The sequence below is a fragment of the Mesorhizobium sp. WSM4820 genome, assembly GCF_055811075.1.
Genome location: NZ_JBVVQN010000001.1, coordinates 421,902 through 445,109 on the forward strand (window position 1 = coordinate 421,902; position 23,208 = coordinate 445,109).

At 61.7% G+C, this 23,208-nt stretch carries 24 protein-coding genes and 1 tRNA gene; 13 read left to right on the forward strand and 12 right to left on the reverse strand.

What is annotated here, in order from left to right; translation table 11 throughout:
- Positions 1-95 precede the first annotated feature (95 nt).
- The 6 genes from AC0L2R_RS02155 to AC0L2R_RS02180 all read left to right on the forward strand — a co-directional run bounded on the left by AC0L2R_RS02155 (position 96) and on the right by AC0L2R_RS02180 (position 7,634).
- Positions 96-1,421: an N-acetylmuramoyl-L-alanine amidase gene (locus AC0L2R_RS02155; protein WP_473507587.1), complete on the forward strand. Its 1,326-nt coding sequence runs from the start codon at positions 96-98 to the stop codon at positions 1,419-1,421.
- A 212-nt stretch (positions 1,422-1,633) separates the two neighbouring features.
- Positions 1,634-4,090: a penicillin-binding protein 1A gene (locus tag AC0L2R_RS02160; RefSeq protein WP_473507588.1), complete on the forward strand. Its 2,457-nt coding sequence runs from the start codon at positions 1,634-1,636 to the stop codon at positions 4,088-4,090.
- A gap of 141 nt (positions 4,091-4,231) precedes the next feature.
- A protein-coding gene (gene prfB / locus AC0L2R_RS02165) for a peptide chain release factor 2 (protein WP_473507589.1) occupies positions 4,232-5,363 on the forward strand; the annotation gives its coding sequence in 2 pieces (ribosomal slippage) (positions 4,232-4,297 and positions 4,299-5,363; 1,131 coding nt in all).
- Between the two features lie 444 nt (positions 5,364-5,807).
- On the forward strand, positions 5,808-6,194 hold the full coding sequence (locus tag AC0L2R_RS02170; RefSeq protein ID WP_023798148.1) for a hypothetical protein: 387 nt from the start codon (positions 5,808-5,810) through the stop codon (positions 6,192-6,194).
- A gap of 220 nt (positions 6,195-6,414) precedes the next feature.
- Complete coding sequence (locus AC0L2R_RS02175; protein WP_128182295.1) at positions 6,415-6,783, forward strand: GFA family protein; 369 nt, start codon at positions 6,415-6,417, stop codon at positions 6,781-6,783.
- A gap of 200 nt (positions 6,784-6,983) precedes the next feature.
- A complete protein-coding gene (locus tag AC0L2R_RS02180) occupies positions 6,984-7,634 on the forward strand; it encodes a YiaD family glycine zipper/OmpA-like lipoprotein (RefSeq protein ID WP_031254560.1) in 651 nt (216 codons plus the stop codon).
- Positions 7,635-7,741: 107 nt separating this feature from the next.
- Here AC0L2R_RS02180 and AC0L2R_RS02185 read toward each other — a convergent pair whose 3' ends face one another.
- From AC0L2R_RS02185 to AC0L2R_RS02215, 7 genes are all read right to left on the reverse strand, one after another.
- Entirely contained in the window at positions 7,742-9,385 is a 1,644-nt protein-coding gene (locus AC0L2R_RS02185; protein ID WP_473507590.1) for a DEAD/DEAH box helicase, read from the reverse strand.
- Between the two features lie 190 nt (positions 9,386-9,575).
- The gene (locus AC0L2R_RS02190; RefSeq protein ID WP_473507591.1) at positions 9,576-10,349 is read right to left on the reverse strand and encodes an NAD kinase; all 774 of its coding nucleotides are present in this window, start codon (positions 10,347-10,349) and stop codon (positions 9,576-9,578) included.
- Between the two features lie 483 nt (positions 10,350-10,832).
- Positions 10,833-11,594 carry an MBL fold metallo-hydrolase gene (locus AC0L2R_RS02195; protein ID WP_473507592.1) on the reverse strand — a complete coding sequence of 254 codons (762 nt, stop codon included), beginning with the start codon at positions 11,592-11,594 and terminating at the stop codon, positions 10,833-10,835.
- A gap of 3 nt (positions 11,595-11,597) precedes the next feature.
- Positions 11,598-12,662, reverse strand: a complete 1,065-nt coding sequence (locus AC0L2R_RS02200; RefSeq protein WP_473507593.1) for an ABC transporter ATP-binding protein — start codon at positions 12,660-12,662, stop codon at positions 11,598-11,600.
- Complete coding sequence (locus tag AC0L2R_RS02205; RefSeq protein ID WP_473507594.1) at positions 12,659-13,441, reverse strand: ABC transporter permease; 783 nt, start codon at positions 13,439-13,441, stop codon at positions 12,659-12,661. Before AC0L2R_RS02205 ends, AC0L2R_RS02200 begins: the two co-directional genes overlap by 4 nt.
- Before the next feature lie 2 nt (positions 13,442-13,443).
- Positions 13,444-14,301, reverse strand: a complete 858-nt coding sequence (locus AC0L2R_RS02210; protein WP_473507737.1) for an ABC transporter permease — start codon at positions 14,299-14,301, stop codon at positions 13,444-13,446.
- Between the two features lie 43 nt (positions 14,302-14,344).
- Entirely contained in the window at positions 14,345-15,451 is a 1,107-nt protein-coding gene (locus AC0L2R_RS02215) for a polyamine ABC transporter substrate-binding protein (protein ID WP_473507595.1), read from the reverse strand.
- Positions 15,452-15,542: 91 nt separating this feature from the next.
- Here AC0L2R_RS02215 and AC0L2R_RS02220 point away from each other — a divergent pair, with 91 nt between their 5' ends.
- Positions 15,543-16,157, forward strand: a complete 615-nt coding sequence (locus AC0L2R_RS02220) for a TetR/AcrR family transcriptional regulator (RefSeq protein ID WP_473507596.1) — start codon at positions 15,543-15,545, stop codon at positions 16,155-16,157.
- A gap of 514 nt (positions 16,158-16,671) precedes the next feature.
- Here the strand turns inward: AC0L2R_RS02220 and AC0L2R_RS02225 are convergent.
- Positions 16,672-16,917, reverse strand: a complete 246-nt coding sequence (locus AC0L2R_RS02225; RefSeq protein WP_473507597.1) for a hypothetical protein — start codon at positions 16,915-16,917, stop codon at positions 16,672-16,674.
- 59 nt (positions 16,918-16,976) lie between these two features.
- On the opposite strand from AC0L2R_RS02225, the gene AC0L2R_RS02230 reads away from it, so the two are divergent.
- A complete protein-coding gene (locus tag AC0L2R_RS02230) occupies positions 16,977-17,462 on the forward strand; it encodes a hypothetical protein (RefSeq protein WP_473507598.1) in 486 nt (161 codons plus the stop codon).
- A 984-nt stretch (positions 17,463-18,446) separates the two neighbouring features.
- Here the strand turns inward: AC0L2R_RS02230 and AC0L2R_RS02235 are convergent.
- Positions 18,447-18,761 carry a hypothetical protein gene (locus tag AC0L2R_RS02235; RefSeq protein WP_473507599.1) on the reverse strand — a complete coding sequence of 105 codons (315 nt, stop codon included), beginning with the start codon at positions 18,759-18,761 and terminating at the stop codon, positions 18,447-18,449.
- 258 nt (positions 18,762-19,019) lie between these two features.
- Between AC0L2R_RS02235 and AC0L2R_RS02240 the strand changes: the two genes are divergently transcribed.
- Complete coding sequence (locus tag AC0L2R_RS02240) at positions 19,020-19,256, forward strand: hypothetical protein (protein WP_473507600.1); 237 nt, start codon at positions 19,020-19,022, stop codon at positions 19,254-19,256.
- A gap of 78 nt (positions 19,257-19,334) precedes the next feature.
- Here the strand turns inward: AC0L2R_RS02240 and AC0L2R_RS02245 are convergent.
- Positions 19,335-19,410 (reverse strand) — tRNA-Thr (locus AC0L2R_RS02245).
- Positions 19,411-19,650: 240 nt separating this feature from the next.
- Between AC0L2R_RS02245 and AC0L2R_RS02250 the strand changes: the two genes are divergently transcribed.
- From AC0L2R_RS02250 to AC0L2R_RS02265, 4 genes are all read left to right on the forward strand, one after another.
- Positions 19,651-20,424, forward strand: coding sequence for a class I SAM-dependent methyltransferase (locus AC0L2R_RS02250; protein WP_091591227.1), 774 nt, complete (start codon positions 19,651-19,653; stop codon positions 20,422-20,424).
- Positions 20,425-20,617: 193 nt separating this feature from the next.
- Entirely contained in the window at positions 20,618-20,785 is a 168-nt protein-coding gene (locus AC0L2R_RS02255) for a hypothetical protein (RefSeq protein ID WP_473507601.1), read from the forward strand.
- Between the two features lie 166 nt (positions 20,786-20,951).
- Positions 20,952-21,260 carry a BA14K family protein gene (locus AC0L2R_RS02260; RefSeq protein ID WP_473507602.1) on the forward strand — a complete coding sequence of 103 codons (309 nt, stop codon included), beginning with the start codon at positions 20,952-20,954 and terminating at the stop codon, positions 21,258-21,260.
- A gap of 168 nt (positions 21,261-21,428) precedes the next feature.
- Positions 21,429-21,794: a hypothetical protein gene (locus tag AC0L2R_RS02265; RefSeq protein WP_128168541.1), complete on the forward strand. Its 366-nt coding sequence runs from the start codon at positions 21,429-21,431 to the stop codon at positions 21,792-21,794.
- On the opposite strand, the gene AC0L2R_RS02270 is transcribed toward AC0L2R_RS02265, so the two are convergent.
- Positions 21,746-22,246: a YbaK/EbsC family protein gene (locus AC0L2R_RS02270; RefSeq protein WP_473507603.1), complete on the reverse strand. Its 501-nt coding sequence runs from the start codon at positions 22,244-22,246 to the stop codon at positions 21,746-21,748. The two genes, AC0L2R_RS02265 and AC0L2R_RS02270, sit on opposite strands and share 49 nt — an antisense overlap.
- Before the next feature lie 61 nt (positions 22,247-22,307).
- Positions 22,308-23,180, reverse strand: coding sequence for an HTH-type transcriptional regulator BhcR (bhcR, locus tag AC0L2R_RS02275; protein WP_473507604.1), 873 nt, complete (start codon positions 23,178-23,180; stop codon positions 22,308-22,310).
- Between the last annotated feature and the right edge of the window lie 28 nt (positions 23,181-23,208).

Sequence of the window (23,208 nt, forward strand, 5' to 3'; positions counted from 1 at the left end):
GACCAGCGTTTCGACAAGACGACGACACTCCGACAAGCAAGATTGGCCGACAACAGGATCGGGCGCCTCACGCCAAACCGGAGCGACTGGAAGAGATGGCACTGGCAGTCTTCACGCACATGAGTGGTCGCGCCGGAGGCATTTTTTTCTACGCCGCCTACTTCCGCGCTGCCCACTTGCGAGGTGCCCGCTTCCGCGCTGCCCACTTCTTCCGCGCTGCTTGTCTGCTGTTGCTGGTTGTCGTTTGCCTGGCTCTTTCGCCAGTTTCCTTTGCCGCCGACGTGCCGCTGGCAGTGACGAGCTACAAAATGGCCGGTGACGCCACCAAGATGCGCATCGTCATGAATTTCGATCGTGAGCCCGACGTCAAATGGTTCCTGCTGCGCGGCCCCCACCGTCTGGTCGTCGACCTGCCAAGCACGAGATTCGCCATCAATGCCAAGGACGTGAAGGCGCGCGGCCTGGTCAGGAGCGTGCGCTACGGCGATCTCGGCGAGGGCGTGTCGCGGCTGATTCTCACCGGCAAGGGTCCGTTCGCCGTCGACAGGTTCGACGTGCTCAAGAACGATGACGGCAACGGCTACCGCATCGCCATCGACATGTCGGCGGCGTCCGTGCGGGAGTTCGACGCCGCTCTTGCCAATCAGGCGTTGACCACCGGCTCGACGGTCTCCTCCGACAAGGGCGGCAGGGTCGGCACCGGCCCTGTCTCCAATCCAGGCCATCGCTTCACCGTCGTCATCGATCCAGGCCATGGCGGCATCGACGGCGGCGCCGAGGGCATGAACGGCACCGTCGAGAAGAACGTCACGCTCGCTTTCGCCACCGAATTGCGGGACAAACTCGCCGCAGTCGGCAAATACGACGTGTTCATGACGCGCGAGACGGACCAATTCCTGCGGCTGGACGACCGCGTGCGCATTGCCCGCCAGCACGAGGCCGATCTGCTCATTTCGATCCACGCCGACACGATCAGGGTCAAGGGCCTCCGCGGCGCGACCGTCTACACCGTCTCCGACAAGGCTTCCGATCCCGAAGCGCAGGCGCTCGCCGACCGTGAAAACCTTTCCGACCAATTCGCCGGCATGGAAATCAAGGACGACAACAAGGAAGTAACCGACATCCTGATCGACCTGATTCGCCGCGAGACGCACAGTTTCTCGATGAGTTTCGCCCAAACGCTGGTCGGCCAGCTTTCCACCAGCGTCGGCCTCATCAACAATCCCCAGCGTTCGGCCAGCTTCAAGGTGTTGAAGGCGCCGGATGTCCCCTCCGTGCTGGTCGAACTCGGCTATCTGTCGAACGCCAAGGACGAGGCGCAACTGCTCAGCGCCGATTGGCGCAGCAAGGCGGCCCAGAGCATAACCAATGCCATCGCCCTGTTCGCTTCAGCCAAGGCCGGAGCCGGAACCGGAGGCTGAGATGCCAGTCCTCGCCACAACCAGAGGCAGCGTTGCACGACGACAACACTTTGCACTTATATTTTCGCCATTCGAAGCCGAAATTCCAGGCTGCCGCATTTTGCCCACATGGTGGCGACATGGATTTTCGATTACCGGTCGGGATCGTCTCGAAAGCTTGCGCGAAAGGCGGCTTCGTTTAGGCAATTCCCGAACCAAGGACTGGAGCGGGCATGATTCGTCTTATTGGCTATTTCTTCGGCATCGGCACCGCGCTGGCCCTTTTGGTCGCGGCCGGAGTGGCGATCTATATCAGCCATTTGTCGAAGGATTTGCCCGATTACGAGGTCCTGGCCAAGTATGAACCGCCGGTGACGACCCGCATCCATGCGTCCGACGGTGCGCTGATGGCCGAATATGCGCGCGAGCGGCGCCTGTATTTGCCGATCCAGGCGGTGCCGGATCGTGTCAAGGCGGCCTTCCTGTCTGCCGAGGACAAGAACTTCTACAATCACCCCGGCATCGATATGACCGGCCTTGGCCGCGCAGTCATGGTCAATCTGCAGAATGCTGGCTCGGGCAAGCGCCAGGTCGGCGCCTCGACGATCACCCAGCAGGTGGCGAAAAACTTCCTGTTGTCCTCGGACCAGACCTACGAGCGCAAGATCAAGGAGATGATCCTCGCCTTCCGCATCGAGCAGGCCTATTCGAAGGACCGCATCCTCGAGCTCTACCTTAACGAGATTTTCTTCGGGCTCGGCGCTTATGGCGTCGCCGGCGCAGCGCTCACCTATTTCGACAAGGCGGTGAATGAACTCACCGTGGCGGAGACGGCCTATCTGGCGGCTTTGCCAAAGGGCCCCTCCAACTATCACCCCTTCAAATATGCCGACCGCGCCATCGAGCGCCGCAACTGGGTGATCGACCAGATGGTCGGCAACGGCTACGTCACGCAAGAGGAAGGCGCCAAGGCCAAGGCCGAGCCGCTCGGCGTCAAGCCACGCCGCTCCGGCACCTATCTGTTCGCCGGCGAATATTTCACCGAGGAGGTGCGTCGCCAGATCAGCGCGCGCTACGGCGAGAATGCGCTCTACGAGGGCGGCCTGTCCGTCCGTACGACGCTCGATCCCAAGATGCAGCTCATCGCCCGCAAAGCCATGCAGAACGGCCTGATGAAGTTCGATACGCTGCGCGGCTATCGTGGGCCGGTGAAGACCATCGACCCGTCCGGCGACTGGGGCGTGCCTTTGAGCGAAGTCAAGGGACTGGACGACGTGCCCGAATGGTCGCTCGCTGTCGTGCTCGACAGCTCGGAGAGCGGTCTGTCGATCGGCCTTCGGCCGACCCGGCAGATCTCGGGCGAACTTGTCAAGGATCGCGTCGAAGGCACCGTCAGCCGCGAGGATATGAGCTTCGCCATGCGTCATGTGGTCGGCGGCAAGACCGTCAAGGCCAAATCGCCGGCGGACGTGCTGAAGCCTGGCGACGTCATCTTCGTGCAGAAGAAAGAAGACACGGATGGGGCCTATATCTTGCGCCAGGCCCCCGAAGTGGAGGGCGGCCTGATCGCCATGGATCCGCATACCGGGCGCGTTCTGGCCATGGTCGGCGGGTTCTCCTATTCGCTATCCGAATTCAACCGTACCACGCAGGCCATGCGCCAGCCGGGTTCGTCGTTCAAGCCGATCGTCTATGCGGCCGCTCTCGACAATGGCTATACGCCGGCTTCGGTGATCATGGATGGCCCGATCACCATCAAGAGCGGCAACACGACCTGGACGCCGAAAAACTACGATGGAAGGACTGCGGGCCCGGCGACCTTGCGGTCCGGTATCGAGAGGTCGCGCAATCTGATGACGGTGCGCCTGGCCAACGACATGGGCATGAAACTGGTCGCCGAATATGCCGAGCGCTTCGGCGTCTATGACCGACTGGCGCCGTATCTGCCGATGGCGCTGGGGTCGGGCGAGACGACCGTGATGCGCATGGTATCGGCCTATTCGATCATGGCCAACGGCGGCAAGTCGATCAAGCCGACGCTGATCGACCGGATCCAGGACCGCTACGGCAAGACGGTCTACAGGCAGGACGAACGCGGCTGCAAAAATTGCAATGCGGCTGAATGGCAGAACCAGCCTGAGCCGGAACTGGTCGACAATTCCGAGCAGGTGCTCGATCCGATGACCGCCTATCAGATCACTTCGATGATGGAGGGCGTCGTCGAGCGCGGTACCGGCGCTACCGTTGCCGAACTCGGCCGCCACATCGCCGGCAAGACTGGAACGACAAACGACGAGAAGGATACCTGGTTCATCGGCTATACGCCCAACCTCGTTGTCGGCCTTTATATGGGCTATGATCAGCCCAAAGGTCTTGGCAAGGGCGCGACCGGCGGCGGCCTTGCTGCGCCGATCTTCAAGGACTTCATGCGCGTGGCGCTGGACGGCACGCCCAATGTCGATTTCCAGGTTCCCGAAGGCATGAAACTGATCGCCATCAATCGCAAAACCGGCATGCGGGCCAACCCGGACGACGCCGGCGCCTTTATCGAAGCCTTCAAGCCGGGCACCGGCCCCGCCGACAGCTATTGGGTGATCGGCATGGGTGAGGACGGCTCCAACGCCTCCGGCGGCGCGCTGTCGCCACAGGCCAACCAGGCCATCCAGTCCGGCGGCGGCGGGCTCTACTGACATAGGATAGGGTATTTGGGCCGGTTTTCGAGCCGGCCCATTTCGCTTTACAGGCGGCGGTGCCGTCCCTATGTATCGCGCCAACCCAAGCTCTGCTCAAGCGACAGGGCACCATTTCAGCACAGGACAGAACGGCCAGCCATGCGCGCGGAAACGCAGAATATTGTCGACGAAATCAGGCAGGCGATAACCCTGCTGAGGAGGCATCTTTGACTGGGATCAAGCCATAAAGCGGCTTGAATACCTGAATGTGCGTGCCGAGGATTCGAGCCTCTGGAACGAACCGCTGGAGGCGCAGAAGCTGATGCGTGAGCGCCAGGGCCTCGAGGAAGGCATCGCCGCAGTCAAAGGCCTCACCCAGGCGCTGGAAGACAATATCGGCTTGATCGAGCTTGGCGAGGAAGAGGGCGATGAGGGTGTCGTCGCCGAGGCGGAAGCGGCGATCCGCTCGATGCGCGGCGAAGCAAAGGCCCGCCAGATCGAGACGCTGCTTTCGGGCGAGGCCGACGCCAACGACAGCTATCTCGAAATCCATGCCGGCGCCGGCGGCACCGAAAGCCAGGACTGGGCCTCGATGCTCCTGCGCATGTACACGCGTTGGGCCGAGCGGCGCCGCTTCAGGGTCGAGGTGCTGGAAGTGCATGACGGCGAAGAGGCCGGCATCAAGTCCGCCACGCTGCTGATCAAGGGCCACAACGCCTATGGTTGGCTGAAGACGGAATCCGGCGTTCACCGTCTGGTGCGTATTTCGCCCTATGACAGCAATGCGCGCCGTCACACCTCCTTCGCCAGCGTCTGGGTCTATCCCGTGATCGACGATACGATCGAGATTGACGTTTCCGAATCGGATGTCCGCATCGACACCTATCGTTCGTCCGGATCGGGCGGCCAGCACGTCAACACGACCGATTCAGCGGTCCGCATCACCCATCTCGCCACCGGCATCGCGGTCGCCTGCCAGGCTGAGCGCTCCCAGCACAAGAACAAGGCGAAGGCCTGGGAGATGCTGCGTTCGCGGCTCTACGAGGAAGAACTGAAGAAGCGCGAGGCGGTGGCCAACGCCACCGAAGCGTCGAAGAGCGATATCGGCTGGGGCCATCAGATCCGATCCTACGTTCTGCAGCCCTATCAGTTGGTGAAGGATCTGCGCACGGGCGTCGAGAGCACAAGCCCGTCGAGCGTGCTGGACGGCGACCTCGACGATTTCATGGAGGCCTCGCTGTCGCAGCGCATCGAGGGCGGCGCCGGCGAAGTGGTGGCCGATATCGACTGAAGCTTCTAAGCCCCAAGCAGCAGGAACATCACGCTAGAGTAACAGGCTCTTCACTGTAATTGAGCGGCTGCTTTATGGCTTTGTTTTTTCATCGAATTTTCGACAATTACTTCTACCTCCGGGTTCATTGTTGCAGGCCTGCCGTCGCCTGGCCCGGAACCACCGCGAGTTCAATCTCGTTATCCGCGCGATCCCACTGCCGGGGTTGATGAAGTCACTCTCGTCAGCCCCGGCAGGCTGGTTCCGGCTGCAGATGTCGGCGCTCGATTGCACAGCAATTTCTTGCGCCAGCAAAGGAATCAGGCCAGCATCCGAACGTTGGGGGAAAAAGCATTTATGGCCGGACGCGGCGTATCTGCGACCTGACGAGCCGGCCACTGGGAAGATACGTTCCAAGAACGGGCAAGCGAAACGCTTGATAACTCGGTGATAGGAATTGCGCCCATGCCTGCTTCCACAACCCGACTGGCCTCTGCCGTCAAGACGGCGCGCCGCCTCCTGAATTCGATCATTGCGGTGGTGGTTCTGACGGCCGCCACCATTGTATTCGCAGCGCCGGCTTTGGCCCACGACGCCACGCCGACTGCAGCGAAGCCGCAAGGCTGGAGTTACCCATTCTCCTGTTGCTCCGGCTATGATTGCCGCGCGGTCTCGCAGACGTCGATCAGCGAGCGTCCGGAGGGCTATGTCATCAAGGGAACAGGCGAGGTCGTGGGCTACAGCGATGCACGGATCAAGAATTCGCCCGACGGCGAATATCACTGGTGTTCGGTCGCCGGCGCCAATGACGGAAAGACCATCTGCCTGTTCGTGCCACCGTCGTCGTTTTGATGCATGTCGCCCAAAGGCTTGCCCCCAAAAGCTTGCGCCAAGCGGGCCATGGCCTGACCCGAGGGTGCGCAGCGGTTTTGGGATACGACATGCATCAAAAAGAGTGAAGCGCGCCACGCGTCCGACGCAGGTAAGCCGAGTCTGCTGACAGACGGTTGTCAACGGCGCCTCTTTATGTTGCCTTACCGCGCTGGCGCGAAGCAATCGCGAGGGAGGCGTCATGACCATAAAGGCAAGCTGCCACTGCAGGGCGACGACGTTCGAGGTTTCGGAAGCGCCGCTAACCGTGACGCAATGCACCTGCTCCTTCTGCTCGAAACGCGGCTCGTTGTGGGCCTATTACGTCCCGTCGCAATTTAAGCTCACCAGCCCGCTCAAGAATGTCTCTTTCTATCAATGGGGCTCGAAAACGGTAAAACATGGTTTCTGCGCCACCTGCGGCTGCGGCACCTTCACCGAAACGCCGGACTGGTCGACCGGCAAGCCGGATTTCGACAATCCGAAAATCAGCGTGAATTCGCGCCTGTTCGACGATTTCGACCTCGATCAGGTCGAGGTCGTCGTCATCGACGGCAAGAATCTCTGGTAGCCGACAGTCTCTGCCAGCCGATCGGAATTGCGCAAATAGCGGCGGTTGAATTGACCGGGAAAAGCCGTGGCCAGCCGCTTTTCCCCTTCCATTTTTCGCCGCATTTCATGTTACAAGCATAAAGCGACGTGCGTCCACTTGGACGCACAAGGGATGCGGCGCGCCACTGGTGGGACCGCGGACTGGAGAGGGACTACCTGATGAAAAAGACTGTGCTCGTCGCAGTGGCGACGGCTGTGCTCGTGAGTGCCTGCACCACCACCGATCCGTATACCGGACAACAGAAAGTTTCCAACACTGCGGCCGGCGCCGGCATCGGCGCGCTGGCGGGTGCGGGACTTGGCCTGCTTGCCGGCGGCAACGATCGCCGCAATGCGCTGATCGGCGCTGGCGTCGGCGCTCTCGCTGGGGGCGCCATCGGCGCCACGATGGACCAGAACGAGGCCGAACTGCGCCGGCAGCTTCAGGGTTCCGGCGTCAGCGTCACCCGCAGCGGCGACCAGATCATCCTCAACATGCCGTCCGACATCACCTTCAACGTCGACCAGGACGCGGTGAAGCCCGGCTTCTATCAAGTGCTGAATTCGGTCGCACTCGTGCTGAACAAGTTCCGCCAGACCACCGTCGACGTGTTCGGCCACACCGACTCGACCGGTGGCGACGAACACAATTTCGACCTGTCGCAGCGCCGCGCGCTGGCGGTCGCCAATTATCTGTCCGGGCAGGGCGTCGATACCCGCCGCTTCGCCGTCACCGGCTTCGGCAAGACGCGTCCGATCGCCTCCAACGCGTCGGCCGCCGGCCGCGCCCAGAACCGCCGCGTCGAGATCCAGCTCTCACCGCTCACCTGAGCAAGACACGCAAGAAGACGGCTTTGCACATGAAAACGGCCCCGCAAGGGGCCGTTTTTGCTGGTCTTTGAGAATTTCTGCTGTGATCAGCCCAATTTCTGCTGTGATCAGCCCTTGGCGACGATGCGCATGAACGCGGGCATGTCGTCACCGAATCCGACGGTCCCATCGTTGTCTTCCTGGCGATGGCGGGCCGGGCGATTGCCGTCGCGCTGCGGCCTGGTGTCGCCACGTTCCGGCGCGCGCTGTTCGTTGCGATGGCGATCGGGCGAAGCCTTGCGATCGGGGGAAGATTGGCGTTCGGGTGAAGCTTGGCGTTCGGGTGAAGTGTGGCGCTCGGTGTTTTCCGAGCGGATCGCTTCCTTGCGCGCGCGCCGCTCACCGGCATCGGCGGCCGCGGGCTCGGCTGCCACCGGCTGTTCCTCGCGCGCCGCATCCGGTGCTGCAGCTTCGCTTTGCTTGGCGTGGCGTTCGCGTGGCCTGCGTTCGCCCCTCTCCTTGCCATCGTCCTTGCGGCCGGCGCGGCGGGGCGCGCCGCGGCCACGGCGGGGAGCATCGTCGTCCCCGCTCTCGCTGGCGACGACTGTCGACAGATCGCCGTCATGCCACTCGATCTTGTTGCCGATCAGCCGTTCGATCGCGTCGATGTATTTGGTGTCGGACTTGGTGGCGATGGTGAAGGATTTGCCCGAGCGGCCGGCGCGGCCGGTGCGGCCGATGCGGTGGACATAGTCCTCGGCGTGGATCGGCACGTCGTAATTGAAGACGTGACTGACATCGGGGATGTCGAGGCCGCGCGCCGCGACGTCCGACGCAACGAGATAGCGCAGCTTGCCGTCACGGAAATTGGCCAGCATCTGCATGCGCGCGCGCTGGTCCATGTCGCCATGCAGCGCGCCGGCGTCGAAATCATGTTTCAGCAGCGAGCGGAAAAGCTCCGAGACCTCGATCTTGCGGTTGCAGAAGATGATGGCGTTCTTCAGCTCCGCATCCTCGGCCTTTATCAGATTGCGCAGCGTCTCGCGCTTGTCCCAGGGTTTCGAGCCGGATTTCACCAACCGCTGGATGATGTTGGTCGCGGCGGACGCGGCCTTCGAGACCTCGACGCGCACCGGCGCGTGCAGGAATTTCTCGGTGAGCTTGGTGATCTCAGGCGGCATCGTCGCCGAGAAGAACAGCGTCTGCCTGGTGAACGGGATCATCTCGCAGATGCGCTCGATGTCGGGGATGAAGCCCATGTCGAGCATGCGGTCGGCCTCATCGATGACCAGGATCTCGACGCCGTTGAGCAGGAGTTTTCCGCGCTCGCGATGATCGAGCAGGCGGCCTGGCGTCGCGATCAGCACGTCGGCGCCGCGCTCCAGCTTCTTGTCCTGCTCGTCGAAGGATACGCCGCCGATCAGCAGCGCGATGTTGAGCTTGTGGTTCTTGCCGTATCTGATGAAGTTCTCTTCAACCTGCGCGGCAAGCTCGCGCGTTGGCTCAAGGATCAGCGTGCGTGGCATGCGCGCGCGCGCCCGGCCTTTTTCGAGGCGGGTCAGCATCGGCAGCACGAACGAGGCCGTCTTGCCGGTGCCGGTCTGGGCGATGCCCAAAATATCCTTGCCGAGCAAGGCGTGCGGAATTGCGCCGGCCTGGATCGGAGTCGGTTCGGTGTAACCGGCGTCGGTGACTGCGGAAAGGACCTTCGGCGACAGGCCGAGGTCTGCGAAGGTCAACACGTCTTGAGCGATCTGGGTGTCTGAGGACAAGTTTGGCTGTCTTTGGCTGGTTCGGGGGCGCAACGCAAGCGGTCGCGGCAAGCGCCGCGCGCCTGCAAGATTGGTATTGCAGGTAGGCGCAAGCCCACGATTTGTCAACACAAACAGGCGGGGGACGGCACGATTGTGAAGTCGTAACCTTAATCGCGATGCTTAATCGATCTGCTGTCGCTGCGCCGGCTCAATAGCGGAACTGTTCGGCGAGAATGCGCTCGTTCCACGAGTGGCTCGGATCGAACAGCAGCGTCGCTGTTACCGTGGGCGATTCCTGCACCGTAACCGAGGTTACGGCCTTCACCTCGGTGTGGTCGGCGGCGGCGTTCACCGGCCGCTTTTCCGCCTCCAGGATGTCGAAGCGAACGGTCGACTTATTGGAGAGCAGCGCGCCGCGCCAGCGGCGCGGGCGGAACGGGCTGACCGGGGTCAGCGCCAGCAGCGGCGCGTCGAGCGGCAGGATCGGTCCATGCGCGGAAAGGTTGTAGGCGGTCGAGCCGGCCGGCGTCGCGACCATCACACCGTCGCAGTTCAATTCCTCCAGCCGCACTTGCCCGTCCACGGTGATACGGATCTTGGCCGTCTGGTAGGACTGGCGCCACAGCGCGACCTCGTTGATCGCCAGCGCCGAGATCGTTTCGCCCTCAGCCGTGACCGCCTGCATCTCCAGCGGACGGATCGTTTCGGCAACGGCCGCGGCGATGCGCCCGGTCAAACCGCTGGCGCGATATTCGTTCATCAGGAAGCCGATGGTGCCACGGTTCATGCCGTAGACCTTTTTTCCCGTGCTCATCGTGTCGCGCAAGGTCTGCAACAGGAAGCCGTCGCCGCCCAGCGCGACGACGATCTCTGCATTCTCGATGGACGCCTGGCCATAGCGCGCCGAAAGGCTCTCCAGCGCCGCCTTGGCGTCGGCGGTGTCGGACGAGACGAAGGCGAAGCGGCTGGCGGCTTTGTTCATGGCTCCCCAATGGCGAGTGTTGATGGCGACCGGTCGGTGGCGACCGGTTGCTTGGGCCGCGCCAGCGCCGGGTTAGCATGGGCGGGCAAATCTGCAAAGCGAGACATCTGGCGCCGCTTGACACAGCGCCGGGAGGAGCCGCCGGCCTGCTGCTCGCGCATCGTGTCGAGTGACAAGCGAATGTGATGGTTAAGACGGGAATTAAACTCTCGTAAAGCCGGATCGACCATGTTAGCCGGCAGTGGATGGGCGGCGTGGGGGCCAGCTAGTCGGACCGATTTATTGCCGGTAACACGCCTGATTGTCATCGTCCTGATGCTGGGAAGCTTTGCGCTTGCCTTTGCCCAACTGGTGCGCCAGTCGGAACAGACGAGTTTGCGACCCCAACCCACGGCTTCACGCTGCGGCGATGCCGCCGGCACGCCGTGCCCGCAACGGGCGTTGTAATTCGCCAGGCACTTCCCGCGATCCAGAGGCCGGTGCTTATCGCGCCTGCAGCAGGTGGCAGCCGGCCTGCCGCTTTTGTGCGAGATACTCGTCGATAAGCTGGCGGTAGCGCACCTTGCCAAAGCTCGGGAAGTGGCCGCCATGCACGACCGCAACATCGAGCTCGCGCATCCGCAGCAGCGTCTCGACATAGTCGTCGACAGCGGAATGATAGACATCGTCGATCAGCGGGCCGTCATAAACGATGTCGCCGGAAAGCAGGATGCCGGTCTTCCTCTCGTAGAGCGCTATGCCACCGGGTGAATGGCCCGGCGTGTGGATCACCTCGAAGGCACGGTCGCCGAGATCGACGAAATCGCCTTCTCCAAGCAAACGATCGGCCGGCGCCGGCTGGATCCGGTAGCGCGTGGCATCCCAGCCCTGCGGCATTCCGTCGAACATGGCGTCGGTCGCGTAGCGGTCGGCGACCGTCCATTCATTGCGCGGGTCGGCGAGGATTTCTGCTTCGGCCGCATGCACGCAACGGTCCGGGAATTCGTGATGGCAGCCGATATGGTCGAAATGCGTGTGGCTGGCCACGCAAACGAGTTTTCGCTCCGTCACCAGCGGGACGTGGCGCCGCAGGCTGAAATGGCCGAGGCCGGTGTCGAACAGAAGATCGCGATCGCGGCCTCGCACATGCCAGATGTTGCAGCGGAAGAACGGCTTGATCCACGGCTCGTGGATCAGCGTCACGCCATCGCCCATACGGATGGCTTCATACCAATTCGCAGCGTCGATGACCGGAAGCGTGCCCATGGCTCAGCCCGCCAGAAGAATGACATCGCCAGCGTCGCACGAAACCGCAGAGATGTCGCCCGGCTGGACGACCGCAGCAGCGGGAACCCTGGCGATGAAGTGCAGCGCCGGGTCTTTCTCGGAGACAGCAAGCACGCGCTTGAAGCTGCCCTGAAACACCACGTCGCTCACCTTGGCCGAGCCGAGCCTTACCGCGCCGCCGGTTGCGCCGAGGACAAGGTGCTCCGGACGGACGGCGAGGGCGACAGTCGTTCCGGCCGGCACTGTACCGGGCAGCGAAAGCGGTCCGACCTGGGTCGCGACAGTGATTGTTCCGTCCTTCGCCGCCGTCACCGTTCCCGATATCAGCGTGCTCTCACCCATGAACGTTGCGGAAAAGCGCGTCGCCGGCCGCGCATAGACGCGCTCCGGCGGACCTTCGTCCTCGATGCGCCCGTCATTCATCACCACGCAATGGTCGGCCAGTGCCATTGCCTCTTCCTGATCGTGGGTGACATGGATGAAGGCGGTGCCGACGCGTTTCTGGATCGCTTTCAACTCGTCCTGCATCTGCCGGCGCAATTTTAGGTCGAGCGCGCCGAGCGGTTCGTCGAGCAGCAGCACCGCAGGTTCGACGACAAGGGCGCGGGCCAGCGCGACGCGCTGCCGCTGGCCGCCGGAAAGCTGGTGCGGCTTTTTGTCGAAGGCGGTGGCCAGCCCGACCAGCGCCAGCGCCTCGCGCGCCCGCGCGGTCCGTGTCGCGGCATCGACGCCTTGCATGCGCAGGCCGAAGCCGACATTGCTGCCGACGCTCATGTGCGGAAACAGCGCATAGTCCTGGAACACCGTCGTCGTCGGCCGCTTCGCCGGCGGCACCGCGGTGCAGTCCTCGCCACGGATCAGCACCTTGCCTTGGCTCGGCGTGACGAAGCCGCCGAGAATGGACAAAAGCGTCGTCTTGCCGGAGCCGGACGGGCCGAGCAGGATGGTGTAGCTGCCCGGCTCGATTTGCAGCGACACGTTCCTCAGCACGGTGTGCTGGCCGAAGCGGTGCGAGACAGCGCGGACGTCGACCAGTGGCGCGGTCATGCCGGCTTCCTCCGCAACAGCATCAGTTCAAAAAACACCACCAGCACGATGGAGACGGCGAAGACCAGCGAGCCGACGGCGTTGGTCTTGGGATTGAGGCCCGAGCGCAGCAGGTTCCAGATCTCCACCGGCAGCGTCGTGTCGAAGCGCGTCAGCAGGAACGAGATCACGAATTCGTCCCAGGAGAAGGTCATCGACAGGAAGAAGCCAGCGAAGATCGCCGGTGCCATGACAGGCACGGTGATCAGCAGCAGCACCTTCCATTCGGGCGCGCCGAGGTCGCGCGCGGCACGCTCGATGTTGATCTGGTGGTCGCCCATCTGGCTGTAGATGATGGCAAAGCACAGCGGCAGGTTGATCACGACATGGCCGATGCCGGCAGCAAGCAGCGACTTCGGTATGCCGGCCCAGTTGAACAGCACCAGCAGCCCCATGCCGATGATGAGATAGCTCACGGTCAGCGGCAGCGTGATCAGCCCGCGCAGCAGGGCCGAGCCCGGCAGCGCGAAACGGGCAAAACCCCAGGCAGAGAGGAAACCGAGCGTGACGGCGGCAGCCGAGGAGAGGGCCGCGACTAGCAGCGAATTGATCAGCGCCGAGGTCAGCCGCGTGTCGGCGAGCACGGCGTCGTACCAGCGCAGCGACGGTCCGGTGAATGGCGGGATCGGAAACGACGTCGCCTGCAGCGAAAACAGCACCAGCACGACCACCGGCAGGAAGATGAAGCCATAGATGGCGACGGCGTAAAACCAGGAGACGATGCGGACAAGGGCGCGCACGGTCAGGCCCGCTCGATCTTGAGCCAGCGGGCGCAGGCGAGATAGGCGATGGTGACGACCGCCATCAGGATGATCGACAGCGCCGAGGCGAGCGGAAAATCGCCGCGCCGGCCGATCTGCATCATCACCAGCTGCGGCATCAAAAGCTCGTTGTTGCCGCCGAGGATCTGCGGCGTGATGTAGTCGCCGATGCACAGTACGAAGGTGAGGAAGGTGCCGACCATGATGCCGGGCAAGGTCAGCGGCAGGACGACATGCAGGAACGTGCGGACCGGCCCGGCGCCGAGATCGGCGGCTGCCTTGCGGTAGCTCGGGCTGAGCTGCTTGAGATTGGCGAAGATCGTCAGCGTCAAAAGCATGACGAAGAAATGCACGAAGCCGATGACCGTGGCCAGCCGCGTGTTGGCGAGCTGCAGCGGCTCGCTGAACAGGCCGGAGCCGGTCAGCGCGCGGTTGATCACGCCGTTCTGCGCCAGCACCAGCAGCCAGGAATAGGAGCGCACGACATAGGAGGTCCAGAACGGCAGCACCGCCAGCATCAGCGCCAGCCGCTGCCAGCGTTCCGGCACCTGTTCGGCCAGGATCCAGGCGAAAGGGTAGGCGAGCAGCACCGAAATCACTGTGACGATCACGGTGACCTGCAGCGAGTTCACCATCGCCTGCCAATAGGCCGGATTGGTGAAGAACTGGCTGTAGTTGGCGAGCGTAAGGCCGCCGCCGTCATGCGCCGTCAGGCTGGAAAACCCCATGGCGACGAACGGCAGCACGAAGAACAGCAGCGTCCAGCCGAGCGCCGGCGTGACCAGCGCCCAGGGCAGGGCATAGCCCGCGCGGGGCAGGGCGCGGCCCGCCCGGGGCATGGCACGCCCGCTGTTGGTGGTAGAGTTCACGACCGGCGACCGGTCACTGCGCCTGCAGCATTTCGGTCCAGACGTCCTGCATCTTCTTGTCGAGATCGGCATCCGGCGCCGGGTAGGGCTGGGCGCGGGCGAGGAAGTCCGGCTGCTCGTCGAAGCGCAGGATCTTCTTCTGCTCATCGGTCAGAGCCGCCTTGGTACTCGCCGGCATGCCCCAATAGCAGGCAGAGGTGGCAAGCCGCGCCTGGCCTTCAGGGCTCATGATGTACTGGATGAATTTTAGCGCCGTGTCCTTGTTTTTGGAATCCTTGAACATGGCCAGCGACTGCGACCACAGCACAGCACCTTCTCTGGGAATCGAGAAGTCGAGGGCAGGGTTCTCCTTGGCCAACCCGGCCGTCACCCATTCGCCGCCGCCGACCAGAATGTCGACCTCGCCGGTCGCCAGCGCGGTCTGGCTGGCGGTCACTTCGCCGACCAGCTTGGCATTGGCCTTCATCTTGAGCAGCTCTTGCTTGATGGCCGGAAGGTCGGCTTCGGTCAGCTCAGCGGTCTTCTTGCCGATCGCCAGCGCTGCCATGCCGATGACCGGCAGGTAATAGTCGTAGATGGCGATCTTGCCCTTGTATTTGTCGCCGGTCAGCGCGGCCAGCGACTGCATGTCGGCCGGATCGACCTTGGTCTTGTTGTAGCCGATGGTGTTGTAGCCGAACTTTTCGGTGATGCCGTAGCGCTTGCCGTCGACCACGGTGGAGCTGTCCATTTTCACCTGGGGAAAGAGGTCGGCCAGCGGCAGCTTGTCTTCCGGCAGCGGTTCGAACAGGCCCTTTTCGACGCCGCGCGGTATGTCGATGCTGTCGATCACCATCACGTCCCAGTCGCCGGGCTGCGACTGCTCGACAATGGCCATGCCGGCGCCGGTGCCCTCGAACTCCTTGACATTGACCTTGACGCCATTGGCCTCCTCGAAAGGCGCCAGCAGCGCCGGGTCGGCGTGATCGCACCAGATCAGAGCGTTGAGATCGGCGGCCTGAGCGAGGCTGCCCGTCGCCAGCAGCAGCGCTGTCGCTGCACACGCGGCGTGAAGGTGGCTCTTCAGAACCGACAGCGGCTTCCTGGTCGTTGGATTCGGGGTGTTTTGATTGATGGTCATCGAGTGTTCTCCCTTGCCTTTCTGGCTTCTGGCAAAAAATTGAACCAATTCTAAAATTGAGTCAATTCTGTTTTTATGGCAGATAGCCGACATGAGCGGATTGCGGGCAAGGCAAAAGGCGGATCGGCATCGCCGGATCATCGAGGCGGCGGCGGCGCTTTTTCGCGACACCGGCTATGAAGGCGCCAAGATCGAGACGATCGCGGCGCAGGCGGAAGTCTCGGTCGGCACGATTTATAACTATTACCAGAACAAGGGCGACATCCTCGGCGCCATCGTCTCGATGGAGGTCAACGAGGTGCTCAATGCCGGGCAGGGCGTGGTCGCCAACCCGCCGGCCAATGTCGGCGATGCGCTCGACACGCTGCTCGGCCTCTATATCGAGCATTCGCTGCATTATCTCAGCAAGGAGATGTGGCGGCAGGCGATGGCGATCTCGACGCAACTGCCCGACAGCCCGTTCGGGCAGGCTTACACGGCGCTCGACCGGGCGCTGACCGAGCAGATCCGCGCGCTGATCGCCCGGCTGCAGGGGCTCGGCCTGGTCCGCCGGGATATCGACGGGCAGGCGCTCGGCGAACTGGTGTTCAATAACATGAACATGATGTTCATAGAATTCGTGAAGCGCGACGGGGCGAGGATTGCCGAACTGCGCGCCGCGATACGAAGGCAGAACCGGATTCTGGTGGCGGCGATCGCGGTTTGAGGGGCTCCCGATGGGATTTCTGGTGGCTCGGACGCCGCTAAGCCGCAATCGCACCGGTTCAATTTCGCTGGTGGGAGCACTTCCGCTGTTGACTACATCGGCGGTGTTCTACCGAGCATGCCTGGGTGGCCGCGCACGTGGAAACGGCACGACGGTCAGTGGCGCCTTACGGAATTCCGCGATGGCTATTTCTTCAATCAGCAAGTCGAGTGCCTCGCTGACGCGCTGGCTGGTTTCGTCCATGCCGCAGAGCCGGTTTTGGGCACACTCCAAGAGCTCGCGCGCCGCAGCGAAGTCGCTTCGCATGACACTACCCGTTGTTTAGCCCACCGCTCGGACATTGTCGGCGCGCTAAATTGAGTGATTGCTAATATACGCAGGGGCATTTTAATCGAATGGCATTAAATGGCCGGGAGCAGGAGATGCCGGCCGGTCCGCATCACCCTGCTGCATCCCGTTGGTTCTGATGCCCCGGACCGGAGGCATGGCGCTTTGCTTTGCGAAACGCGGGGGTTTAGTCCTGATACGATCTTGGACGGCTTAGAAATTCTCTGGCGGCGGCAATCTGGCGTCGATGCTCGCGAAGGAAGGTCAGGCTGAAACAGATCGAAAAGGCCACTCCCGAAAGGGCTATGGTTGCCTGCGAGGTCGGATCGGGATCGGCAATCATCAGGAAGCGGAAGCCGAACGCCAACGCCAGGGCAGCGAGACCACCATACATGCCGCCGATAAACGGTGCGATCGTGCGTTTCTGCTCCAACGGCGACTCCTATTTTTTCCACTACGGAATACCTGTGGTTCTGCTCCGGAATATATGCGTTGAAGCTGATGGGCTATGGCCCGGCCTGTGGAAATCGGGGACGAGCAGATTTTCGACCGACCCTGACGATCACCAGGGCGTCGGGCTTGAAAGGTAGAGAAATTTCAGTTTGTGTTACCCCTCTTTGGGGGGCTGCAATGAAGCGTTTTTTACTCGCGACACTAGTGGGACTTATGATTTTTACTGCTGACGCCCGAGCAGCAGTCGATCCGAGGTACAAGGCCGAACAGAGCGCCTTGATTAAATGCAATCAGTTGTGGTCGGCAAAGCTGTCAGTTCAGCGCGGCGATCCGTATTCGTTAGCGAGAAAAGCGCAGAAATTGTGCGCCGGACAAGAAGCAGCATACGAGCGAGCGATGCGGCCGATCCTTTACTACAAGGAGGTAGCCGATCGACACATGCGAAAGATCCGTGCCTTTCAGCTGAAGTCCAATGCTGCGATGATCGTCAAAGTCCGCGCACTCATGACAAAGAGAAAGCGATGACCAAGCCATGCCGTGCCGGAAACAATGTCGGGGGATCACAGTAACCGCGTCTCCTGTGCCCCTCCGGCTACATCTTAGGATCAAGCTTCGCCCCAGGAAAGCTTCGACACTGTCGCTAAAGAGCAGGGCACGCTTCGAACTCAATAACCATTCCGCTTGCTTATAATCTCGCGTCGGCTACTGCCAGATCATCGACATGTTGATCGAACACGCGGTGGCGAGGCATCGCGTGCGGTGATCCTCGCAATGTCGCGTAACGCCAATTGCTTTTCGAATTGAATTATTTCAACCTCGCTTTGCAGGGACGGGCGATGCTTGGGTCGAGATCGCCAAATATTGAGGGGGCAACTTTTGAACCGCATTTTGATTACCCTCGGCGCGGCAGTCTGCGTCATATCTTCGGCTGCTTCAGCCGGACAGGGAGTGCCGCAAAACATTACTTTCCTGGCTCGGATGGCCGACGCCAAGTTGAATTTGGCCGCTACAATGGCAGGTAACGTCAACGGCGTAAGCTGAACGAAAATGGAAAACCCATTATAGCCGTTCCAGTCCTTTTGTACGACGGTGTCGATAAACACCTGACACCCAATCCACCTAAGTTCAAGAGGGCCATCCGCGCCTATGAAGCCGCTTACAACAAAGCGGTGCGGCGCAGGGATGATTGCCACACTGAGAAGGCCAAGTACCCGAGACTCTATCGGTAGATAGCTGTCGCCATCATTAACCGAAAATTATATTGCAGAAGCGGGTGCACCAACTTGGTCGTTGATATCTTTTCCAAGCGGCAGAAGCGTCAGGGGGGCGAAATGCCGGCCAGGAGGGTGACGAGCATCTTCATAAGCGATCCTCCTTTGCTGGTCCCCGCAACTGATTGAAACTCCATGGAACGGCTTTCTGTTGCGTGGGCCGCTTTGCAGAGTGTGGACGGCCCTCAACATGGAGCCCGGAAGCGCATCCCGCCGGGCCTGATATCCGATGTCACAATCAGCCGCCGTTAGCAGGTGCTGCCGGAGCGGGTGCTGCCGGAGCAGGTGCGGCCGGCTCTGCCGGAGCGGGCGCGGCTGGGGCAGGTGCGCTAGGCTCAGCCGGAGCGGACGCGGCTGGCGCTTCGACGTTGGGCGCTTCGACCGTAGGCGCTTCAACCTTTACGTCGACGTCCTTTCCGGTGCCCCCGCCGTTGATGTTGATAACGCCGGTGAACAACAGCAGGATCACGATTGCGATAATAGCGAGAACGATGGCGACAGCGGTGCCGGCGCCATTTCCGCCTGAGTTAACAACGGTGGGACCGTCAGCCATGACTATCTCCTATTCTCAATTATCACTGGTCGGCAACGGGAGCGGCGGGCACTTAGTTCCGGCGCCGGGCTATGGTCCATGACGCAGTAAGACTGAAGTCTGTGCGTTAAAGACAGAGGGCTGAGGCTGGCAACCAAGATCTTGGCAAAGAATTGGTATTTGGCCGCCGAGCATAGTCCCTTCATCGATGGTTCCGGGTGCCCCGCTGTATACGCATCGGCGGGCACCCGATGTGGCACCCTAACGGCGGAAAGAACTGTGACCCTTATCCAGAGCAAACAGAATGTCGATGCGGTCGCAAGCCGACCCGCCAATGACAATCAAACGCCTGACCCAACAGATTTCTCGGTGGTTGATCTTGTTTCGTCGAGCGACGATGACATCGTTGCAATCGTCAGGCGAACAGAGCGCCTAGCCCTCGCCGTGATTATAGTAATGGCGATCTTCCTGATCTTTGCACCGGTATTCTTCATTGCCCTGATGTATGGGATCTAGAGGTCCCGATTGGCCCTCGCCCCCCTTGCGCAGCGCGGCAAAATCCGAAAGGCCGGCTTCATTCAAGACGACAGGCTTTGGTGCCCCCGGACGGAATCGAACCGCCGACCTTCGGTTTACAAAACCGCTGCTCTACCAGCTGAGCTACAAGGGCACGGCGCTCCGGTTAGCATATTTGGTGCGCCAGTAAAGACAAAACTCCGTTTTCGGCTGCCCAGAGAGCGCCGGAGCTGCCGGCGTGGCCATCCTGAAAACGGCTAATTCGCTTCCTATAATGGCCGAAACTGCAATCGCATAGGCGGAGGGTGTCGCATGGTCAGACTTGTCGTCATTGCCCGGTCGTCGTCGTGGCCAGAGCGGACCGTAAACCCTCTTCACCGCGAGGATTCCTGTCATGGCTAGAGAAGGGTCTCTGAGAAGATCGACATCGGTGTTGACTAGGGCTCGGCGGCTCGGACGAAAGATCCTGCGCTGGCTGGAGGGAGACAGCCGATCCCAACAGCTCAGGGACGAAGTTCTGTTTTGGAGACACTGGTTCTCCACTCAGGGATCATTCTGGCCAGAGGACTACAAGGAACGTCTTGACCCCAATTTACCAATTCAGGATCACGTTGGGCGATATGTCGACAGGTTGACGACCAACCCAGTTTACATACTCGATGTGGGCGCTGGCCCCTTGACGAAGCTCGGCAAAGTGCATGCTTCGAAAGAGATCAGGATTACTGCAACTGACCTGCTGGCATCGGAATATGATCAAGTTCTGAGAGATTTTGGGATCCAACCTCTTGTGCGAACAGTCTTTGGTGACGCCGAAAATCTTAGAGCGCAATTTGACGATTACAGTTTCGACATCGTGCATGGACAGAATTGTATAGATCACACCGCTAGTCCGCTCAAGGCAATACAACAGATGCTCTCCGTCACGAAGCCCGATGGTTACGTCGTGCTTTATCATGCTGAAAACGAAGGCAAGACGGAATCCTACAAGCAGCTGCACAAATGGGACTTCACATGTGAGAAAGGACATTTCGTCATCAGAGGGCCTGGACCGGGTGGGGATTCGGTGGATGCCACTGATGCGCTGGCCGCGGTAGGGTCTGTTGAATGTAGCTTGGATGACGGCGCGGTGCTTGCTGCAATCCGAAAGCATCCGCAAAGACGTCAGTGATATCTGGCGAACCGCTGCTCTACCAGCTGAGCTACAAGGGCACGGCGCTCCGGTTAGCATATTTGTTGCGCCAGTAAAGATGAACTCTGTTTTGCCTACAAGCGCGCCGGAGCTGCCGGCGCGGGCATCCTGAAAACGGCCAATTGGCTTCCTATATCGTTCGAAGGTGCAATCGCATAGGCGAGGGTGTCGCATGATCAGACTTGTCGTCATTGCCCTGATCGGCGTCGTGGCCTGGTTTCTCTTGGTGAAGCTCATCAAGGTTTTGAAGAGCGCCAATGTCGACTGGACCGGCGTCACCACCATCATCGGCTTCATCGCGCTCGCCTTCTGGCTGCGCCACATCACCGGCATGGGCTGAGGCCTCCCGCCGCCGGACTGCCAACCGGCGCTCTTCGCCGGTCGTCATTGCGCGCCTGGCGCAAACCCAGTTCAGAAAAATCGAAAAAAACGTCGAACCTTTTTCCTTGCTGCCACGACAGATGGTCAAGAGGCGGATGGATCGCCTCTCCAGCAAGGAGATCGTCATGTTCAAGCGCACCATCGTTTCCGGCCTCATCGCGACCACTGTCGCCGCCGCCATGCTGGCCGGCACCGTTCAGCCTTCGGCCGCCCATCACAAGCACCATCACAACAAGCACCTTGGCATCGGCATCGCCGCCGGCGTCGGCGGCTTCCTGCTCGGCACCGCGCTCGCCCAGCCGCGCACCGTCTACATCCGGGAAAATGGCGGCTCATGGCACGTTCGGCGCTGCCTCAACCGCTATCAGAGCTACGATCCGTACTCCGACACCTATGTCGGCTACGACGGTTACCGTCACCGCTGCCGGCTTTGAGGGGAGGTGAACCGTTTCAGGCAAGGGAAAAGGGGCACCCACTGCCCCTTTTTCAGCTGTCTGGGTTGCAAGATTGAACCCGGCACCGCAACCGGTTCCAGCGAGGGATGTACAGGGATTTTTCGACAGCTTAGTCTGGCGGTCAAGGCACCAGAGGGAGAGGGACGCTTGGACGAGCACGAACCCAAGGAAGAGCAGATTGAGACGGATTTCCGCAACGGCACGATCACCACCGTCGGCATTCTACTGGCTTTCTCGCTGGGCTTCATCACGCATTGGGCCGCCAACCCGCTCCCTTGGGAAATCTATCACCTGGCAGCCGTCGTGCCGATTTTGATAGGCATTGCATTGCAGATACGAGCGCTGCGGTTGCTGCTCGACACAACGTCTCTACAGCGACGCGTCCATGAACGTGCCACCCGCATCTTCATCGCCGGCCTGATCTTCACCGCCTGCGGAGTTGGGCTGGCGATGCTGCTTGATTTCTACGACCTATCGACCAAGAGCGCGGTGCCCGGGGCTAGCTCATCCTGACAGATGTCGCACCATTCGGCGCCGGTCAGCGCTGCCATGCGCTCGACGCCTATTTTCACCGCTGCATTGGTTGCGCCGGCCGCTGGCACGACCTGATCGTAGGCGCGCAGCGATACGTCGCAATAGACCGGCAACGGCGAGGCGAGGCCGAAGGGGCAGACGCCGCCAATCGGATGGCCAGTGATTTCGGCCACCTGCTCGGCATCGAGCATGCGCGGCTTGCCGCCGAATGCATCGCGCGATTTGCGATTGTCGATGCGCGCGTCGCCGCGGGCGACGACCAGCATGACCCGGTCACCGACGCGCAGGCAGATGGTCTTGGCGATCTGCCCCGGCTCGACGCCGTGCGCCTCGGCCGCGAGCGCGACGGTCGCCGAGCTTGTCGGCGTTTCGATCACCTCGATGTCGCGGGCATATTCGGCGAAGAAGGCTTTGACGGATTGGAGGCTCATGCGTCTTTCGGGCGTCGGCTGGCAGAAGGTGGATCCAAACTTGGCCGTAGCCGGGCGGCTGTCAAGGTGAGCGCGCAGCGCCAATCTCGAAGAGTGAACCCGGTTCGGCGGCGCGGCTTGGCGGCAGACCACCAATCATCCTGGTTATTTCCGCTGCCGCATCGTGCACCAGCGGGCCGATCTCGGCCAGCCGCTCCGGCGTCACCCGCACCGTCGGTCCCGAAACCGACACGCCGCCGATCGGCTCGCCGAACTCGTTGAAGATGGCCGCGGCGACGCAGCGCATACCGGGGTGCCGTTCCTCGTCGTCGACCGACCAGCCGCGCAGTTTTATCGTCACCAGATCACGGGCCAACGCCGAGATGTCGGAGAGCGTCTTTTCGGTGAAGCGCTCCAGCCCGGTCCGGCGCAGGACGGCGCCGACGCGCTGCGGCTCGAGATGCGCCAGCACCGCCTTGCCGATGCCTGAGGCATGGAAGGAGCTGCGCGTGCCCGGCCGGAAGAAGGCGCGGATCGCCTGATGCGTCTCGACCTGGCTGACGAAGACGACGCAGTCGTCCTCGGCGACGCCGAGATTGGCGGTCTCGCCGGTCTTCTCCATCAATTCCTGCATGACGATGCGGGCGCGGTCGACCAGCTTGCGGCGGCGCAGGAACGCCGCGCCCATGCGATAGGTCTCGACGCCGATCGACCACAGCTGGTCGGTGCTGTCGAACTCGACCATGCCGTGGTTTTCCAGCGTCGTCAGCATGCGGTAGGCGGTGGAGGCGGGGAGGCCGCTCTGCGCGGCGATCTCGCTCAGCGACAGGCCGCTGCCTTCGGCGACGATGGCCAGGATGCGCAGCGCCCGGTCGAGCGACTGCACCGAGGCCGCCTCGGCCGGACCGTGAAAGGCGCGCGGCCGTCCGCGCTGGCGTTTTTCGGCGGTCTCCATAGTCGCATTCTTGCCGATTTCGCCAAAC

Bases quoted from the DNA above. Each gene is read 5' to 3' on its own strand.
- AC0L2R_RS02220 (WP_473507596.1), top strand. From the start codon at position 15,543: ATGAGCGGATTGCGGGCAAGGCAAAAGGCGGATCGGCATCGCCGGATC.
- AC0L2R_RS02250 (WP_091591227.1), top strand. From the start codon at position 19,651: ATGGCTAGAGAAGGGTCTCTGAGAAGATCGACATCGGTGTTGACTAGG.
- AC0L2R_RS02260 (WP_473507602.1), top strand. From the start codon at position 20,952: ATGTTCAAGCGCACCATCGTTTCCGGCCTCATCGCGACCACTGTCGCC.
- AC0L2R_RS02235 (WP_473507599.1), bottom strand. From the start codon at position 18,761: ATGGCTGACGGTCCCACCGTTGTTAACTCAGGCGGAAATGGCGCCGGC.
- AC0L2R_RS02155 (WP_473507587.1), top strand. From the start codon at position 96: ATGGCACTGGCAGTCTTCACGCACATGAGTGGTCGCGCCGGAGGCATT.
- AC0L2R_RS02210 (WP_473507737.1), bottom strand. From the start codon at position 14,301: ATGCCCCGGGCGGGCCGCGCCCTGCCCCGCGCGGGCTATGCCCTGCCC.
- AC0L2R_RS02255 (WP_473507601.1), top strand. From the start codon at position 20,618: ATGATCAGACTTGTCGTCATTGCCCTGATCGGCGTCGTGGCCTGGTTT.
- AC0L2R_RS02270 (WP_473507603.1), bottom strand. From the start codon at position 22,246: ATGAGCCTCCAATCCGTCAAAGCCTTCTTCGCCGAATATGCCCGCGAC.
- AC0L2R_RS02195 (WP_473507592.1), bottom strand. From the start codon at position 11,594: ATGGGCACGCTTCCGGTCATCGACGCTGCGAATTGGTATGAAGCCATC.
- AC0L2R_RS02175 (WP_128182295.1), top strand. From the start codon at position 6,415: ATGACCATAAAGGCAAGCTGCCACTGCAGGGCGACGACGTTCGAGGTT.
- AC0L2R_RS02170 (WP_023798148.1), top strand. From the start codon at position 5,808: ATGCCTGCTTCCACAACCCGACTGGCCTCTGCCGTCAAGACGGCGCGC.
- AC0L2R_RS02200 (WP_473507593.1), bottom strand. From the start codon at position 12,662: ATGACCGCGCCACTGGTCGACGTCCGCGCTGTCTCGCACCGCTTCGGC.
- AC0L2R_RS02160 (WP_473507588.1), top strand. From the start codon at position 1,634: ATGATTCGTCTTATTGGCTATTTCTTCGGCATCGGCACCGCGCTGGCC.
- AC0L2R_RS02190 (WP_473507591.1), bottom strand. From the start codon at position 10,349: ATGAACAAAGCCGCCAGCCGCTTCGCCTTCGTCTCGTCCGACACCGCC.
- AC0L2R_RS02180 (WP_031254560.1), top strand. From the start codon at position 6,984: ATGAAAAAGACTGTGCTCGTCGCAGTGGCGACGGCTGTGCTCGTGAGT.
- AC0L2R_RS02215 (WP_473507595.1), bottom strand. From the start codon at position 15,451: ATGACCATCAATCAAAACACCCCGAATCCAACGACCAGGAAGCCGCTG.
- bhcR (WP_473507604.1), bottom strand. From the start codon at position 23,180: ATGGAGACCGCCGAAAAACGCCAGCGCGGACGGCCGCGCGCCTTTCAC.